The 15,159-nt window shown below is 65.4% G+C and carries 9 protein-coding genes; 7 read left to right on the top strand and 2 right to left on the bottom strand.

Annotated elements, in window-relative coordinates:
* Positions 1–66: 66 nt before the first annotated feature.
* The 3 genes from ISG32_RS13195 to ISG32_RS13185 all read left to right on the top strand — a co-directional run bounded on the left by ISG32_RS13195 (position 67) and on the right by ISG32_RS13185 (position 4,935).
* Positions 67–1,356, top strand: a complete 1,290-nt coding sequence (locus ISG32_RS13195) for a solute carrier family 23 protein (protein ID WP_194771454.1) — start codon at positions 67–69, stop codon at positions 1,354–1,356.
* Between the two features lie 159 nt (positions 1,357–1,515).
* The gene (locus ISG32_RS13190) at positions 1,516–3,033 is read left to right on the top strand and encodes an acetyl-CoA hydrolase/transferase family protein (protein WP_228529782.1); all 1,518 of its coding nucleotides are present in this window, start codon (positions 1,516–1,518) and stop codon (positions 3,031–3,033) included.
* A 201-nt stretch (positions 3,034–3,234) separates the two neighbouring features.
* Positions 3,235–4,935 (top strand): IPTL-CTERM sorting domain-containing protein, encoded by a 1,701-nt coding sequence (locus ISG32_RS13185; RefSeq protein ID WP_194771452.1) that lies wholly within the window; start codon positions 3,235–3,237, stop codon positions 4,933–4,935.
* Between the two features lie 94 nt (positions 4,936–5,029).
* Here ISG32_RS13185 and ISG32_RS13180 read toward each other — a convergent pair whose 3' ends face one another.
* Positions 5,030–6,187: an ABC transporter substrate-binding protein gene (locus tag ISG32_RS13180; protein WP_194771451.1), complete on the bottom strand. Its 1,158-nt coding sequence runs from the start codon at positions 6,185–6,187 to the stop codon at positions 5,030–5,032.
* A 258-nt stretch (positions 6,188–6,445) separates the two neighbouring features.
* Here ISG32_RS13180 and ISG32_RS13175 point away from each other — a divergent pair, with 258 nt between their 5' ends.
* From ISG32_RS13175 to ISG32_RS13165, 3 genes are all read left to right on the top strand, one after another.
* A complete protein-coding gene (locus ISG32_RS13175; RefSeq protein ID WP_194771450.1) occupies positions 6,446–6,874 on the top strand; it encodes a hotdog fold thioesterase in 429 nt (142 codons plus the stop codon).
* 403 nt (positions 6,875–7,277) lie between these two features.
* A complete protein-coding gene (leuA, locus tag ISG32_RS13170; RefSeq protein WP_194771449.1) occupies positions 7,278–8,978 on the top strand; it encodes a 2-isopropylmalate synthase in 1,701 nt (566 codons plus the stop codon).
* A gap of 407 nt (positions 8,979–9,385) precedes the next feature.
* The gene (locus ISG32_RS13165; protein WP_194771448.1) at positions 9,386–9,877 is read left to right on the top strand and encodes a C40 family peptidase; all 492 of its coding nucleotides are present in this window, start codon (positions 9,386–9,388) and stop codon (positions 9,875–9,877) included.
* Here ISG32_RS13165 and ISG32_RS13160 read toward each other — a convergent pair.
* Positions 9,833–13,732: a DUF6531 domain-containing protein gene (locus ISG32_RS13160; protein ID WP_194771447.1), complete on the bottom strand. Its 3,900-nt coding sequence runs from the start codon at positions 13,730–13,732 to the stop codon at positions 9,833–9,835. The genes ISG32_RS13165 and ISG32_RS13160 overlap by 45 nt on opposite strands.
* Before the next feature lie 273 nt (positions 13,733–14,005).
* On the opposite strand from ISG32_RS13160, the gene ISG32_RS13155 reads away from it, so the two are divergent.
* On the top strand, positions 14,006–15,136 hold the full coding sequence (locus ISG32_RS13155; protein ID WP_194771446.1) for a 3-deoxy-7-phosphoheptulonate synthase: 1,131 nt from the start codon (positions 14,006–14,008) through the stop codon (positions 15,134–15,136).
* The last annotated feature ends 23 nt before the right edge of the window (positions 15,137–15,159 follow it).

The raw sequence follows: 15,159 nt of genomic DNA, 5'->3' as shown, positions 1-15,159 counted from the left end.
ACGCAAGCGCGCGCAATGCCCTACCATCGCCCCACTTTGTCAAAAACTGTAGCGGGAGCGTGAAAAATGGGAATGTTCAGTTGGACCGAAAGGTCTCCACAGGTGCTGCAATCGGGCGGTGTGATCGGGCCGGATGAGCGGCTGCCCTGGGGGCAGACGGGCTTGATGGGGGTGCAGCACGTGATCGCCATGTTCGGCTCCACGGTGCTCGCGCCCATCCTCATGGGCTTCGATCCGAACATGGCGGTGTTCATGAGCGGCATCGGCACGCTGATCTTCTTCCTGATCACCGGCGGCAAAGTGCCGAGCTATCTGGGCTCGAGCTTCGCCTTCATCGGCGTGGTGATCGCCGCGACCGCCTATGCGGGCAAGGGGGCGAACGCCAACATTGGCGTGGCGCTGGGCGGCATCATCGCCTGCGGGGCGGTCTACACGCTGGTCGGGGTGATCGTGCAGCTGGTGGGCACGGGCTGGATCGAGCGCTTCATGCCGCCCGTGGTGACGGGGGCCATCGTCGCGGTGATCGGCCTGAATCTGGCCGGCATCCCGGTGAAGAACATGGCGTCGAACAACTTCGAGAGCTGGATGCAGGCGCTCACCTTCGTCTGCGTCGGTCTGGTGGCGGTGCTCACGCGCGGCATGGTGCAGCGGCTGCTGATCCTCGTGGGTCTGCTGGTGGCCTCGGTGCTGTATGCGGTGCTGACCAATGGCATGGGGCTGGGCAAGCCGCTGGATCTGTCGGGCGTGATCAACGCGCCGTGGTTCGGCCTGCCCTCCTTCCACGCGCCGGTTTTCAGCGCCAACGCCATGCTGCTGATCGTGCCGGTGGTGATCATTCTGGTGGCCGAAAACCTGGGCCACATCAAGGCCGTGACGGCCATGACCGGCAAGAACCTCGACCAGTACATGGGCCGCGCGTTCATCGGCGACGGCGTGGCGACGATGGTCAGCGGCGGACTGGGCGGCACCGGAGTGACCACTTACGCGGAGAACATCGGCGTGATGGCGGCCACCAAGATCTACTCGACCGCCGTGTTCCTCGTGGCCGCGCTGATCGCCGTGCTGCTGGGCTTCAGCCCCAAGTTCGGCGCGCTGATCCAGGCCATTCCCCTGCCGGTAATGGGGGGAGTCTCGATTGTGGTCTTTGGCCTGATCGCGATTGCCGGCGCCAAGATCTGGGTGGAAAACAAGGTGGACTTTTCGCAGAACAAGAACCTGATCGTGGCGGCCATCACGCTGATCCTCGGCACCGGCGATTTCACTCTGAAATTCGGTGATTTCGCGCTCGGCGGCATCGGTACCGCGACCTTCGGCGCGATCATTCTCTACGCGCTGCTCAACCGCGGCCGCGACTGAGCCCGCCATGACCTGACCCGGGATGACCATCCTGTCAGCGAGCCGTAAGACCGGGGTTTCTACCTAACGTGAACGGAATACCTGATAGGATTTACATCTGATAACCGACCGAAGGGGCGTGCACAACGCCCCTTCGGTCATTTTCGGAGTCAAGTTTCCATGTTGTGTTCCACGTCCCGCATCCAGCATCCCGGCCTTCGTGAAAAGGTCATGACCGCAGAACAGGCCGCAGCGCTGATCGAGCCGGGATCGATTGTGGGAATGAGCGGGTTCACGGGCGCGGGCTATCCCAAGTCCATTCCGCAGGCGCTGGCCAAGCGCATCGAGGCCGAGCACGCCGCCGGTCACCCGTTCCGCGTGAGCATCTGGACCGGCGCATCGACCGCCGCCGAACTTGACGGAGCGCTCGCCAAGGTGGATGGCATGGAGATGCGCCTGCCCTTCCAGTCCGATCCGATCTGCCGCGAGAAGATCAACACCGGCAAGATGCATTTCGTGGACATGCACCTCTCGCATGTCGCCCAGCACGCATGGTTCGGCTTTCTGGGCCACCTGAACGTGGCGGTGATCGAGGTGACCGCAATCAACTCGGACGGCAGCTTCGTGCCCACCATGGCGGTCGGCAACAACAAGACCTGGCTGGATCTGGCCGACAAGGTGATCCTGGAAGTCAACCACCGCCTGCCGCTCGAACTCGACGGCATGCACGACATCTACTACGGCACCGCCATTCCGCCGCAGCGCAAGCCGATCGCGCTCTACGGGCCGAATGACCGCATCGGCGTGCCGCACCTGAGCTGCGATCCTTCGAAGATCATCGCCATCGTCGAGACCGACAGCCCGGACCGCAACTCCGCCTTCGCCGCTCCCGACGCGAATTCCGAGCGCATCGCCGCGCACGTCATCGACTTCCTCGCGCACGAAGTGAAGGTGGGCCGCCTGCCCAAGGAACTGCTGCCGCTGCAGTCGGGCGTGGGCAACGTGGCCAACGCCGTGCTGGCCGGGCTGCTCAAGAGCCCGTTCGAGAATCTCACCGGCTACACCGAGGTGCTGCAGGACGGCATGCTCGAGCTGGTGCGCGAGGGCAAGATGAAGTCGGCCTCGGCCAGCGCCATCTCGCTGAGCCACGAGGCGCTCGAGGAGTTCGTGCAGAACATCGACTTCTATCGCGAACGCATCCTGCTGCGCCCGCAGGAAATCAGCAACCACCCCGAGGTCGTGCGCCGCCTCGGCGTGATCGGCATGAACTCGATGATCGAGGCCGACATCTACGGCAACATCAACTCCACCCACGTGATGGGCACGAGCATGATGAACGGCATCGGCGGCTCGGGCGACTTCGCGCGCAACAGCTATCTCAACTTCTTCGTGACCCCGTCCGTCGCCAAGGGCGGCAACGTGAGCTGCATCGTGCCGATGTGCGCCCACGTGGACCACACCGAGCACGACACCCAGGTCGTCGTCACCGAGCAGGGGCTCGCCGACCTGCGCGGCCTCTCGCCGCGCCAGCGCGCACAGGTCATCATCGACAACTGCGCTCATCCCGACTACCGCCCGATGCTGCAGGACTACTTCGACCGCGCACAAAAGAGCGGCGGCCAGCAGACCCCGCACATCCTGAGCGAAGCCCTGTCGTGGCACGACCGCTGCCAGAAGACGGGCAGCATGCACGCCTGACGCGCACGCCGTCACCCGTCCGTCACCCTCCAAAGCCGACGCCGCCCACACGGGCCGCGTCGGCTTTTTCATTGGCGACAGGCCCGCGCGAAGCTGGCCCTGAATCCGTACAAAACCCCCGGTTAAAAATACAAAAAGCCTATTGATTTACTTTTTCAATCTAATATCACCTATCTCTTAACAAAGACATCGCAATAGATTATGGCTAACACACCATTTCAACTCGATGCACGCGTCCCGCTGCCGCAGCGTTGCGCATGGGCCGCCACCCTGCTCTGCCTTGGCCTCGGCCTGTCGCACAGCGCCGTGGGCATGGGCAACAACGACTACACCAGCCACATCGCGGTCACCAACGTCGGCTCGTGGATCAACAGCCTGAACGTGGATCCGTCCTCGGGCAAGGTGTTCGTGTCCTTCAACCACAGCGTGCGCGTGTACCCCTCAGGCGCGGGCGGGCAGCCCCACGAGCTGGAGTTTGCGGTGGACCCCGCCGGCAGCGGCGGCTCGTCACCCGCAGGCACCGTGCTGCTGGGCGGCCAATACTATGTGGCCCCGTTCTGGCGCGAAGGCTCGGTCTTCCGCTACGACAGTCAGGGCAAGAACCAGCAACGGGTGTTCGTGGTCAACGACCAGGTGCCCTACAACGACAAGGACAACGGCTCCATCGCCATGGCCGCCAACTCCGCCGGGGACCTGCTGATCTCCACCAAGAACCTGCCCGGCCCCACCACCAATGCGCCCGGCCTGATCGTCAAGGGCACGGATGGCACGACGCGCTGGTTCAAGACACCGCCCACGGATCCTCAGGGGGACGTTCTGCAAATGGCCGTGGATTCACAGGACAACGTCTACGCCGCCGGTGACGGCTTCGGACGCCATGTGCAGGTCTACGACTCTCAGGGCACGCCACTGAGAACCATTGGCCCCGTGCAGGGAAGCTACTCCGCTGGCGTCGCCGTGGACCGCTGTGGCTACGTCTACGTCACCAGCGGCGGCATCGGCAACATCGTCGAGAAATTCGATCCGGCCGGCAACAAGGTCGCCACCCTGCAGGACAGCAGCCGCAGCTATGGCAGCAATCGCGGGTCCCGCCATGTCTCCGTCGATCCGAGCGGAAAGACCCTGTATCTCTTCAGCGGCATCGGCGCCTTCTTCACCGCCTGGACGCAGACCACCTCACCTCCCCCAGCCCCCACCGTGCTGGCCTCGGCACCGACGGCCAAGGAAATCCAGACCAGCTGGAATCAGCCCGCAGAATGCATCAGCGCCTATGCGATGGACATCAGCGCGGATGGCGGGCAGAGCTGGTCCGCCGTGGCTCTTTCGGGCACCGCCAAAAACCGCACGATCACATCGGCCGACACCCCGCTCACAGGCGGTCAGACGTATCTTCTGCGCATGACGGCGACGGACGCCGACGGCACCAGCAGCCCGGGCCAACCCGTGAGCGTCACGCTGCCGGCGGCCCCCGTGCTGCCCCCGCCCGTGATCACCGCCACGGCCAGCACCAAGCCGCCCACGCTGCGCGCCAACTGGACGGCGCCGGCCGCGGACGTGTCAAGCTACCTTCTGCAGGTCAGCAGCAGCTCCTTCGCCAAGGCGGCCCCGGTGCAGTTCACCCTGCCGGGCAACCAGACATCGCGCGATCTCACTGCCGCCGACATCCCCGGCCTCGCCGAAGGCCAGACCTACTACCTGCAGGTGAGCGCGACCAACCCGGACGCCACCAGCGCCTTCAGCGCCGAGGCCAAAGCCACCATCCCCACCACGCCGGTGGTGGTGAATCCGCCCACCGGAGCAGGCACGGCCACGCCCGTGCCCACGCTCGGTGAATGGAGCGTGATGCTGCTGGCATCACTGATGGCGCTCGTGGGCATGCGACGCGTTGTGCGCAGGGACTGATGCGAACCGCCTCTGCGCGTGTTGACGATCTCAGCGCGAGCACCAGTGACAAGGGCACCCGAGGGTGCCCTTTTTCATGCCCGCAGCAGGCGGATCAACCGATGAAGCGGCCCGTGTTGCCCATCACGCCCAGATCGATGAAGCGCGATCCCACATACGGCGACTGGCCGCTGTAGTCGACCACGAAACCGCCGAGATCCAGATTCTTGATGCCAGCCAACGCAGAGCGCAGCTTGGCCGGTGTCGGCTCCTTGCCGGCACGCTCGAGGCCTTCGGCCAGCACGCGGGCGTTGACGTAGGCTTCGAGACTGCCCTGCGAGAACTCGTTGTGGCCCTTGGCGCGCATGGCGGCCTGGTAGTCGCGCACGAGCTGGATGCGGGGGCGGTTCGGGTCGGGCACGATCATGGTCAGCGCGAGGCCGCTGCCGTCCTCGCCCAGCTTGGCGAGCGCGTCGCCGGGCATGGTCACCGACAGGCCAGCGAGCAGCACGCCGGGCACGTGCTTCTTCATGCCGCGCACGAGATCCACCGACACCGCACCGGCCGTCGCCAGCAGCACGGCCGAGGGACGGCCTGCGGACACCTTGGTGAACACGTCCTTCAGATTCGAGCCATCGGTGGCCACCGCGGCCTCGACGGCGGTCTTCGTGCCGAGGCTCTCGAGCGTGCGCTGCGCGTCGGCCAGCGCTTCCTTGCCGTAGCCGTTGTCCTGGTAGATCACCCCGATGCCCTTGAGACCCATGCCCGCAAGGCGCTTGATCAGACGCTGCACCTCATCGGTGTAGCTGGCGCGCACGTGGAACACATTGCGCGCGCCCTTGCGCAGCGACGAGGCGCCCGTGACCGGCGCGACGTACGGAATGCCGGCCTCTTCGATCAGCGGAAGAATCGCGGTGTTGTTGGGCGTGCCCACGCAGGACAGCAACGCGAGCGCCGAGCCGCCGCTGAGCATCTGCTTGACGTTGCCGAGCGTGCGATCGGGCACATAGGCGTCATCCATCATCTGCAGCTGGATGCCGCGGCCATGCACGCCGCCCTGCGCGTTGATCTGCGCGAACGCCGCGCCCGCACCCTGCGAGATGTCGTTGCCGAAGCTGACCAGCGGTCCGCTCAGCGCGGCGGAGCAGCCGATCATCACCGACTTGGCATTGAGACCGGGCACGTCCTGAGCGGCGGCGCTGCGGATGAAAGCGGGCGCGGCCGACATGGCGGCGATGCCGGATGCGAGCGAGACGAATTGGCGACGTTGCATGAACCTGAACTCCTGAAGCCATTCACCCTCGTCGCTGGACCGGCGTCACGCCTCGCATGCTGCCGACAGCACTGTCTGCACCACCCAAACGTGACACGCATCAACAAAGGTGAAAATTTGTTAATTTCTGATGGAGCCGCGATTCTGGGATGCAATTGGTTGCCAGATACGCCAAAAGATTCACGTTTTGAGCCAAACCCGCACGTTCGTTCGGCAATTGGCAACCGAACGACTTTCCGCAGCCCTCCAATTGTCGCCATGGCAAAAATTTGGAAAAAACCCCTCACCCTCGAGATCGCCAACCGCACCGGCGAAGGCACGGCAACGAGCCACCTTGGCATCGAAATCGTGGAAGTGGGCGATGACTACATTCGTGGGCGAGTGCCAGTCGATGAGCGCACCAAGCAGCCGTTCGGCCTGCTGCACGGCGGCGTCAGCGTGGTGCTCGCCGAGTCGCTGGGCTCGCTCGGCGCCTTCTACGCCGCCCCCGAAGGCTGGGGTGCGGTGGGCCTCGACATCAACGCCAACCACCTCAAGTCCGCCCGCAGCGGCTGGGTGACCGGCACGGCAAGGCCGGTGCACATCGGCAAAAGCACCCAGGTCTGGGCGATCGAGATGGTGAACGAGGACGGCGAGCTGACCTGCGTCTCCCGCCTCACGATGGCGATGCTCGCGCCGCGCGGCTGAAAACCCGGCACGTGACGCAGGTCATTTGATTTGCGTGATTGGAAAAATCCGTGCTACTATTTTCCGCATATGCAACGCAACCAGCAGCTACTAAACACTCTGAGTCTAAGCCTAGTGCTTGGCCGGGGTCTGCTTGCGTGCATGCGCTCCGTTGCCTGAAGACCGAAGAACAGATAGCACCTTCGGTTCCTCCCAGCGCAACACCGACTTCCCCCTGACCCCGGCCCACACACCCGCCTGCAGCTTCGTTTGATCGAGCGTTGCAGGGCGGCAGGGGACGTCATTCGATTTCCGTGTCTTTGTTTCGTTGATGCAAAGAACTTTCGATTGACCCGTTGTGCATTTCGCGCCTTCTCACAAGGAACATGAGGCGCGGCACACACCACCCAATGTGGAGCCGAACATGATTTCCAACCCTTCCAGCAAGTACCAGCCGTTTGCCCCCATCGCCTTGGCCGACCGCACCTGGCCCGGCAAGACCATCACGCAGGCGCCGATCTGGCTTTCCACCGACTTGCGCGACGGCAACCAGGCACTCTTCGAGCCGATGAACGGCGAGCGCAAGATGGCGCTCTACAAGGAGCTCGTGCGCATCGGCTTCAAGCAGATCGAGGTGGGCTTTCCCGCCGCGTCGCAGACCGATTTCGACTTCGTGCGCCGCCTCATCGACGAAAACCTCATCCCCGACGACGTGACCATCATGGTGATGACGCAGTCGCGCGAGGACCTCATCGACCGCACGGTGGAAGCCGTGCAGGGCGCCAAGCGCGCCATCGTGCACATCTACAACGCGGTCGCGCCCGCATGGCGCAAGATCGTCTTCAACATGGAAGTGCCGCAGGTGATGGAGCTCGTGAAGCACCACGTCTCGCATTTCAAGAAGCAGTCCGACAAGCATCCGGAGACCGAGTGGATTCTTCAGTATTCGCCCGAAACCTTCAGCAGCGCCGAGCTCGAGGTGTCCTTGCAGGCCTGCCAGACGGCCATCGAAGCCTGGGGCGTGAGCGCCCAGCGCAAGATCATCATCAACCTGCCCACGACGGTGGAGAACGCCACCGCCAACGTGTTCGCCGACCAGATCGAATGGATGCACCGCCACCTCGTTCCTCGTGAACACGTCGTGCTCTCCGTGCATCCGCACAACGACCGCGGCACCGGCGTGGCCGCCGCTGAATTCGCGATGATGGCCGGTGCCGACCGCGTGGAAGGCTGCCTCTTCGGCAACGGCGAGCGCTGCGGCAACGTGGACATCGTCACGCTCGCGCTCAACATGTACACGCAGGGCGTGCACCCGCAGCTCGACTTCTCCGACATCACCGGCGTCGCGCGCATCGCCGAGGAGTGCACCTCGCTGCCCGTGCATCCGCGCCACCCCTATGCGGGCGACCTCGTTTTCACCGCGTTCTCGGGCTCGCATCAGGACGCGATCAAGAAAGGCTTCGCCGCGCAGGATCCAAACGGCATCTGGGAAGTGCCCTACCTCCCCATCGACCCCGCCGACCTCGGCCGCACCTACGACAGCGTGATCCGCGTGAACAGCCAATCGGGCAAGGGCGGCATCTCCTTCCTCATGGAACGCGAACATGGCGTGGTCATGCCGCGCCGCATGCAGGTCGAATTCAGCGCCGTGGTCCAGCGCCAGACCGACAGCAATGAAACCGAGATGACCGGCGGAGCGCTCTGGACCCTGTTCGACGCCACCTACCTCGCCACGCCCGCCAGCCCCATGGCCATCACGTGCCACGCCCACCGCGTGACCAACGACGGCCACAGCATCGAACTCGACGTGACGATCAACGGCGTGCGTCAGACCCTGCAAGGTGAAGGCAACGGCCCCATCGCCGCCACGGTGGACGCCCTCGGCCTGCCGCTTCGCGTGGACCACTACGAAGAGCGCGCCACCGGCAGCGGCGCCAACGCCAAGGCCCTCGCGATCATCGAAGCGGCAATGGAAGGCGTCCCCGGCTCCACCTTCGGCGCAGGCATCAGCCACAACATCATGACCGCCTCCGTGCAGGCCGTCGTCAGCGTAGCCAACCGCTTGAACGCGCGCGGCAGCGCGGAGCATGCACGCCAGACGGAAGCCGAATCGGAATCGGCCTGATCAACCCAACGTGAAAAAGATGCGCGATCAGCAACACCCCGCTGACCAGCGCATCACCCACTCTGTGCCCGGCGCCGTCCACAAGACCAACCCAAAGGAACGCCACAAGCATTCCGCAGAGAGCGGCGCCCACAAAGCACCGCACGAGCGAAGCGAAGTGCCGAGCACGCCTCTTCAAATCTAGCTCGCGGCGGTTGTCCGAACGGAGCGACGCAGGAGCGAAGTGAGTTCTGCCGCGGGTATTCAAAGCGCGTTTTGGGTTACTTTTTGCGCGCAAGCAAAAAGTGACTCCGCCGCCGGGCGGAACTCCCTGCCCCGGAAAACAAACACCCCACACCCGCTCGCCAAAGCACCATAAGAAGAAAGCCACTTGGGAATTTCCCCCACAACTGCTACCCTAAGCCCCCATGCGAGCCCTCCACAGCCTCAGCCTAGCCGTAGCAACAGCCCTCCTGCTGGCCGCATGCGGCTCCACCCCCAGCACCAAACACACCACCCGCACCCCGGGCCAGGGCATCCCCCGCCTCTCCAACGAGCAGGCCGACGACATCGCCATCCACGCCATGGGTCTGGTCGGAACCCCCTACCGCTACGGCGGCAACACCCCCGACAGCGGCTTTGACTGCAGCGGCCTCATCGGCTATGTCTACCGCAGCCGCGCAGGCGTCTCCCCGCCGCGCACCGTGGCACAGCTCGACGGGTTCGGCAAGGCGATCTCAAAAAGCGATCTGCGCGTCGGCGACCTCGTGGTGTTCGGACGCGGCACGCCCACGCACGCAGGCATCTACGTGGGAGAAGGGCGCTTCGTGCATGCACCGTCCACAGGCGGAACGGTGCGGCTGGATTCGCTGGGCTCAACCTACTGGTCCAAGCAACCCACGGCCTATCGGCGGTTCTAGAGCCGCGAGCCAGTCCGCGCTCCTGCAGCGCGTTGCGCGCGCAGCCGATGGAACGAAACGCCATGGGTCACTGGCCTGGCCATCCAACGCGTTGCTGGCTTGAAAGTACGCATCCACCACTCGGGCTGTCCCACGGTGCGGCCCCGTGTTGATCAGCGCGCCCAAGCGGGCATCGTAGGCACGCCCAGCGCCATCGATCTGCAGTCCCGTGGCCTCATCCCGATAGCGCCCCATCGCACGCAAGGGCTGCCACAGCTGCAGCGGATTGTGCTGCGCGCAATCATTGCCCCACAGGTCCTGCTGCAGCGCCCAGAGAACGACACCATTGGCATCGACCAGCGCCACGGGACTTGCGGCGTGGTCGTTCAGCACGTGCCTGATCTGCACGTCGGCCGAATCGCCCGCCACCCGCGCCGGTTGCACCAGCGGCGCGAACGTGCCGGGCGCATAAACGGTGTGCACGGCGTCCAGCGTGGCACTCTTCTCGCCCCCGCGCTCCGCATGGCGCTCGAAGCGCACCAGACGCGTCTCGTCCCAGCCAAGGTATTCAGCCCCGATGACCTTGCCATCAACGTCGCGCCGCAGAATCGCCACGCATCGGCCCAGCGCATCGTGGCGGTACTGCTGATCGAACGGCCGGCCCTGCGCGTCCACGCCCTTTGCCGCAACCAGACGGTTGGCCGCGTCATAGTGCAGACGCACCGCATGTCCGTTGTGCAGATCGAGCACGTGGGTGCGGTTGCCGCGGCTGTCGTAGCAAAAGCACAGTCGCGCTTCATCGCTGCACCGGTCGTGGGCGTTGGTGTAGTAGTCGACGCGGCCACCGGCCCAACGCGTGGTGTGCGCGAGCTCGGATTCCGGACGGCGCACCACGTCCCGCATGGCGACGCCAACATCCGCGCAGGCGGATTCGGCCTCCCGATCATCCGCGTGCGTCGCGGTCATCGCATCCGAGGGCTGCGGCAGGCGATGTCCGGCGGGGTCGAACGACCAGCGCTGCGCGCCCGCCTGCGGCGTATGCGACGCGATGAAGCGGCCATGCGCGTCGTAGGCGAAGCGGCTCGTGCCCGCATCACCGTGGATGGCGAGCACGCGGCCGGCGTGGTCATAGAGATACTGTCGCGCACGCGTTGCGGAGGCCGTGACGTCGGCGGTGAAGAGCGAGAGCGCCTCCCCCGTCCATTCCATGTGCTGCCACAAGCCCGCAGCGTTCCAGTCGATGCGTCCATGGATGCCTGCCGTCGCCAGATGCCGCGCTGTCTCGCGCTGCAGCCGATCACGCTCAAATTCAACCTGCGGTTTGCCGTTCCACGCAAGGCTCTGCAGCGCACCCGCCGCATTCCATCCGTAGCCCACAACGCCGAGTTCGCCCAAATCACTGGTGATGCGCCGCCCCTCGCCATCCAGCACGTGCGACACGCGGTGTTCGAATTCCGGCTTGCCGGTGTCCACGTCGAAGAGCCGCTGCGTTTCTTCCAGCACTCGCCCCATCGGGTCGCGACGCCATTCGATGCGGTGAGCGAGCGTTTCTGCGCTCTTTCCGCCTGAATTGGCCGTGCTTGCGAGCCAGCTGCTGGCCGCGAGCATCTCGCCCGCGCGGTTCCATTCAAACCGCGTGGTGAACGCCGCGCCCTCGGCATTCGCGCGATGGTGGATGGCGAGCACACGGCCCGCCGCATTCCATTCATGGCGAACGGCGTGCGCCTCACGGTCTTGGTCCTGATCCTTCACGCTGCCGTCGATGCATTCAAGCAAGCGCCCGACGGCGTCGTAGCGGTACTCCATCGTGCGCCGGTCAAATCCGATCTCGCGCACCAGTCGATCCATCGCATCCCACTGCAAACGCAGCGTGTCGCCGTTTTCATTGGTGCATGTGGTCAGTCGCCCCGCCTCGTCGTAGCTCCATTGCATGGAGGTACCCGCGTGTTCGCGCCTCATGACGCGGCCCCACAGGTCGTACGCGATCTGCACGCTGCCGGCGCTGCGCAGGGCCGCTTCCGACGTGGCGTTGCCCGACACGCTTTCTCCCACCACCCGCCCGCAGACATCGCGCGTGCCATGGTGGCTCACGCCGCTGGCCAGATGCACCGCAACCAGCAGACCTCGTGGGTCGTATTCATAACGCTCGGCTTCACCAAGCGGGTTGATCTTCGCGGTCAACCACCCCTTGGCGTCACGCTCGAATCGCGTGGTGGCTCCCATGGGGTCGCAGTGCTCCATCAGCAGTCCTTCGCGCGAATGCACGAAGCGCGTCGTGCCACACGCGCCATCGGTGATCTGCGATGGCAGGTGCGCGATCATTCTGTCGGCGGGCCGTTCGGGATAGCAGCGCCGCTCCACGCTGCCATCCGCGCGCGCGGTGCGCTCCAGCCGATGCCATGCGTCGTAGTGGTATCGGGTGCAGCGGCCTTCCGCATCGGCGGCGCTTTGCAGCAGTCCCGTCGCTGCATCCCATTCGTTGCGGGTTTCGCGGCCGTCGGGGTGCTGCACGCAGGTGATGAGCCCCGTCGCGTTCGGCCACAGATGCGTGGTGCGGCCCTGCGCATCGGTGGAGGAGATCAGCCGGCCATGCGCGTCATGCGCCCACCGCAGCGTGCTGCCATCCGCGCGCTTGAGTTCCGCAAGCCGCCTCAATCCTCCCGTGCCCTTGAAGAGATGGATGCTGGTGCGCTGCAGGCTGTCGGTCACCTGCGTCTTGGCGCGTGGTTGCCAGTCCTCGTGCGCGGCCAGTGTCTGGTAGCTGAAGTGGCGGATGAGCCCCTGCTGGCTGTGCTGCTCGATGACGCGCGCGCCCGGCTCGTTGCGCTCGTAGCGGTAACGGTGCTCGGGGCCGCCACGCTCCTGGTGCAGGGTGAGCAGATGGTTGCGCCAGGCATAGCGATGCACGCTTTCCTCATGCGCATTGCGCACTTCGACGAGGTCTCCTTCCGCATCGTAGACATAGCGCACCAGCGGTTCCGGCTCAGGCTCAATACGTGACTCGGGCACTGCCAGCAACTCCACCCTGATGAGCCGCACGCCGCTGTCCGCCTGCCAGAAGTGGCCGGTGGGACAGCGTTGCTCGGAGCGCGGCGCGCGCACCCGCCCATAGTGCAGGCGATAGCAGCGCCCCACCCCATCCTGCACGGCCACGAGGCGCATGCCACCGGCCACCCAGCCGTAGCGATAGCGCTGCACGCGGCCAAGTCTGTCGAGGCACCCGAGCAGTTGCCATTCATCCACAGGCACCGCATCGTCACCGCTCTCCAGCGCCTTGCGGTTGACGGGCGCGAAGGCCCAGACCACGTCGCCCTTGCCGCGCCCCGCAAAGACCACATGCGGCCTGCACACCATCTCTCTGGGCAGATGGGCGAAGCGGCGCTGCTCGCTCGACGTGTACCACGCGGGAGGCCGCGCCGCGTTGCCGCTCGAGCGCAGCAGCCACAGGTCTTCGCTGGCGCCGTAGTGGCACGCGCCTGCCGCGAGCGCATCGAAATGAAGGCGTCGGCCATCGACGTCGTGCAGCACGCAGGCCTGCGCCTTCACTTCAAGGCGCAGCTCCAGCGGCGTGCGCCAGCCGTGGCCCAGCACGCCGCAGACGCCGCCTTGGGCCGCATCGGCATGACTGCTGTAACGCCGCTCCCAGATCAGGGGCAGGGCGCCCGGCAGCGAAAAATCCGTCTGCGTGGCGCCGCCGAGCACCAGTGCGCCGGTCGCCTCGAACACGCCGAAGCCGCTCTCTGGCACGACGGCGCGCGGCGAGCAGGCCTGAAAGGGCGAATGTCGATCAGCGGCTGTGGCGCCTGCCCTGGTCTCTTTTGTGTTGCCGCCTTTCGCGATGGCGGCATCGATGTGCGCTTGCGGATTTCTGGTCATGTGCGATTCCCTCCCTTCACAGGCATGTGACGTGCATGGCTGTTCTTGCGTGGTGGAGCCCGAGCGCGCGGATGAGAAAGGCGGACAGCGCCTTCGCGCGGGCGGGCCGTGAGAAGTTCATGCTTTCACCGCCCATGCGCGTGGCATCTGGAATGGCTCAACCGGTCCGGGAAACAAGCGGAGTCGTTTGGTATCCGTTCTGGTGTTTTGGAAACCAGCGCGTAAATCCCTGAAACGGAGTGAATGCGGCGCATGCGGGACAATGGAGCCACCATGACTCAGACAACTCCCCCCACGTCGGCCCCGGCTTCGCACAAGCCCAAGATTTCCACGCTGGACACCACGCGCATCGACGACGTGCGCATCAAGGAAGTCCGCCCTCTGGTCACCCCCGCGCTGCTGCAGGAATGGCTGCCCACGCCGCCCGCCGCGCTCGAGGTGGTCGAAGGCAGCCGCGCCGCCATCTCGCGCGTGCTCCATGGTCAGGACGACCGGCTGGTGGTGGTGGTCGGCCCGTGCTCGATCCACGATCACGACCAGGCCATCGAGTACGCCTGCAAGCTCAAGAAGCAGGCCGAGGCGCTTTCCGCCGACCTGCTGGTGGTGATGCGCGTGTACTTCGAGAAGCCGCGCACCACGGTGGGCTGGAAGGGCTACATCAACGATCCGCGCATGGACGGCAGTTTCGCCATCAACGACGGCGTGCAGATGGCGCGCGCGCTGCTGCTCGACATCCTCGAGCTCGGCCTGCCCGTGGCGACCGAATTCCTCGACCTGCTCTCGCCGCAGTTCATCAGCGATCTGGTCAGCTGGGGTGCCATCGGCGCACGCACGACCGAGAGCCAAAGCCATCGACAGCTCGCAAGCGGACTCTCCTGCCCGGTCGGCTTCAAGAACGGCACCGACGGCGGCGTGAAAGTGGCCACCGACGCCATCCAGGCGGCCGAGTCGGCGCACGCCTTCATGGGCATGACCAAGATGGGCCAGAGCGCCATCTTCGAGACGCGCGGCAACAAGGACTGCCACGTCATCCTGCGCGGCGGCAAGCAGCCCAACTACAGCGCGGACGACGTGAACGCGGCCTGCGCGCTGCTGCAGAAATCGGGCCTGCGCGAACAGGTGATGATCGACCTCTCGCACGCCAACAGCAGCAAGCAGCACGCCCGCCAGATCACCGTGGCCGAGGACGTCGCAACGCAGGTGTCAGCGGGCGACGCGCGCATCATGGGCGTGATGATCGAGAGCCACCTCGAAGAAGGCCGTCAGGACATCGTCGAAGGCCAGGAGCTGAAGCACGGCGTGTCGGTCACCGACGCCTGCATCAGCTTCGAGCAGACCGTGCCGGTGCTCGAGCAGCTCGCCGCAGCCGTGCGCGCGCGCCGCGCCAAGCACGCCGCGGGCTGATCAGCACGTCGATCCGCTGCCGT

Source organism: Diaphorobacter caeni (assembly GCF_015354245.1).
Lineage (GTDB): Bacteria > Pseudomonadota > Gammaproteobacteria > Burkholderiales > Burkholderiaceae_C > Diaphorobacter_A > Diaphorobacter_A caeni.
Note: the sequence above shows the minus strand (reverse complement) of the source record. Positions and strands in the feature narration are given on the sequence as shown.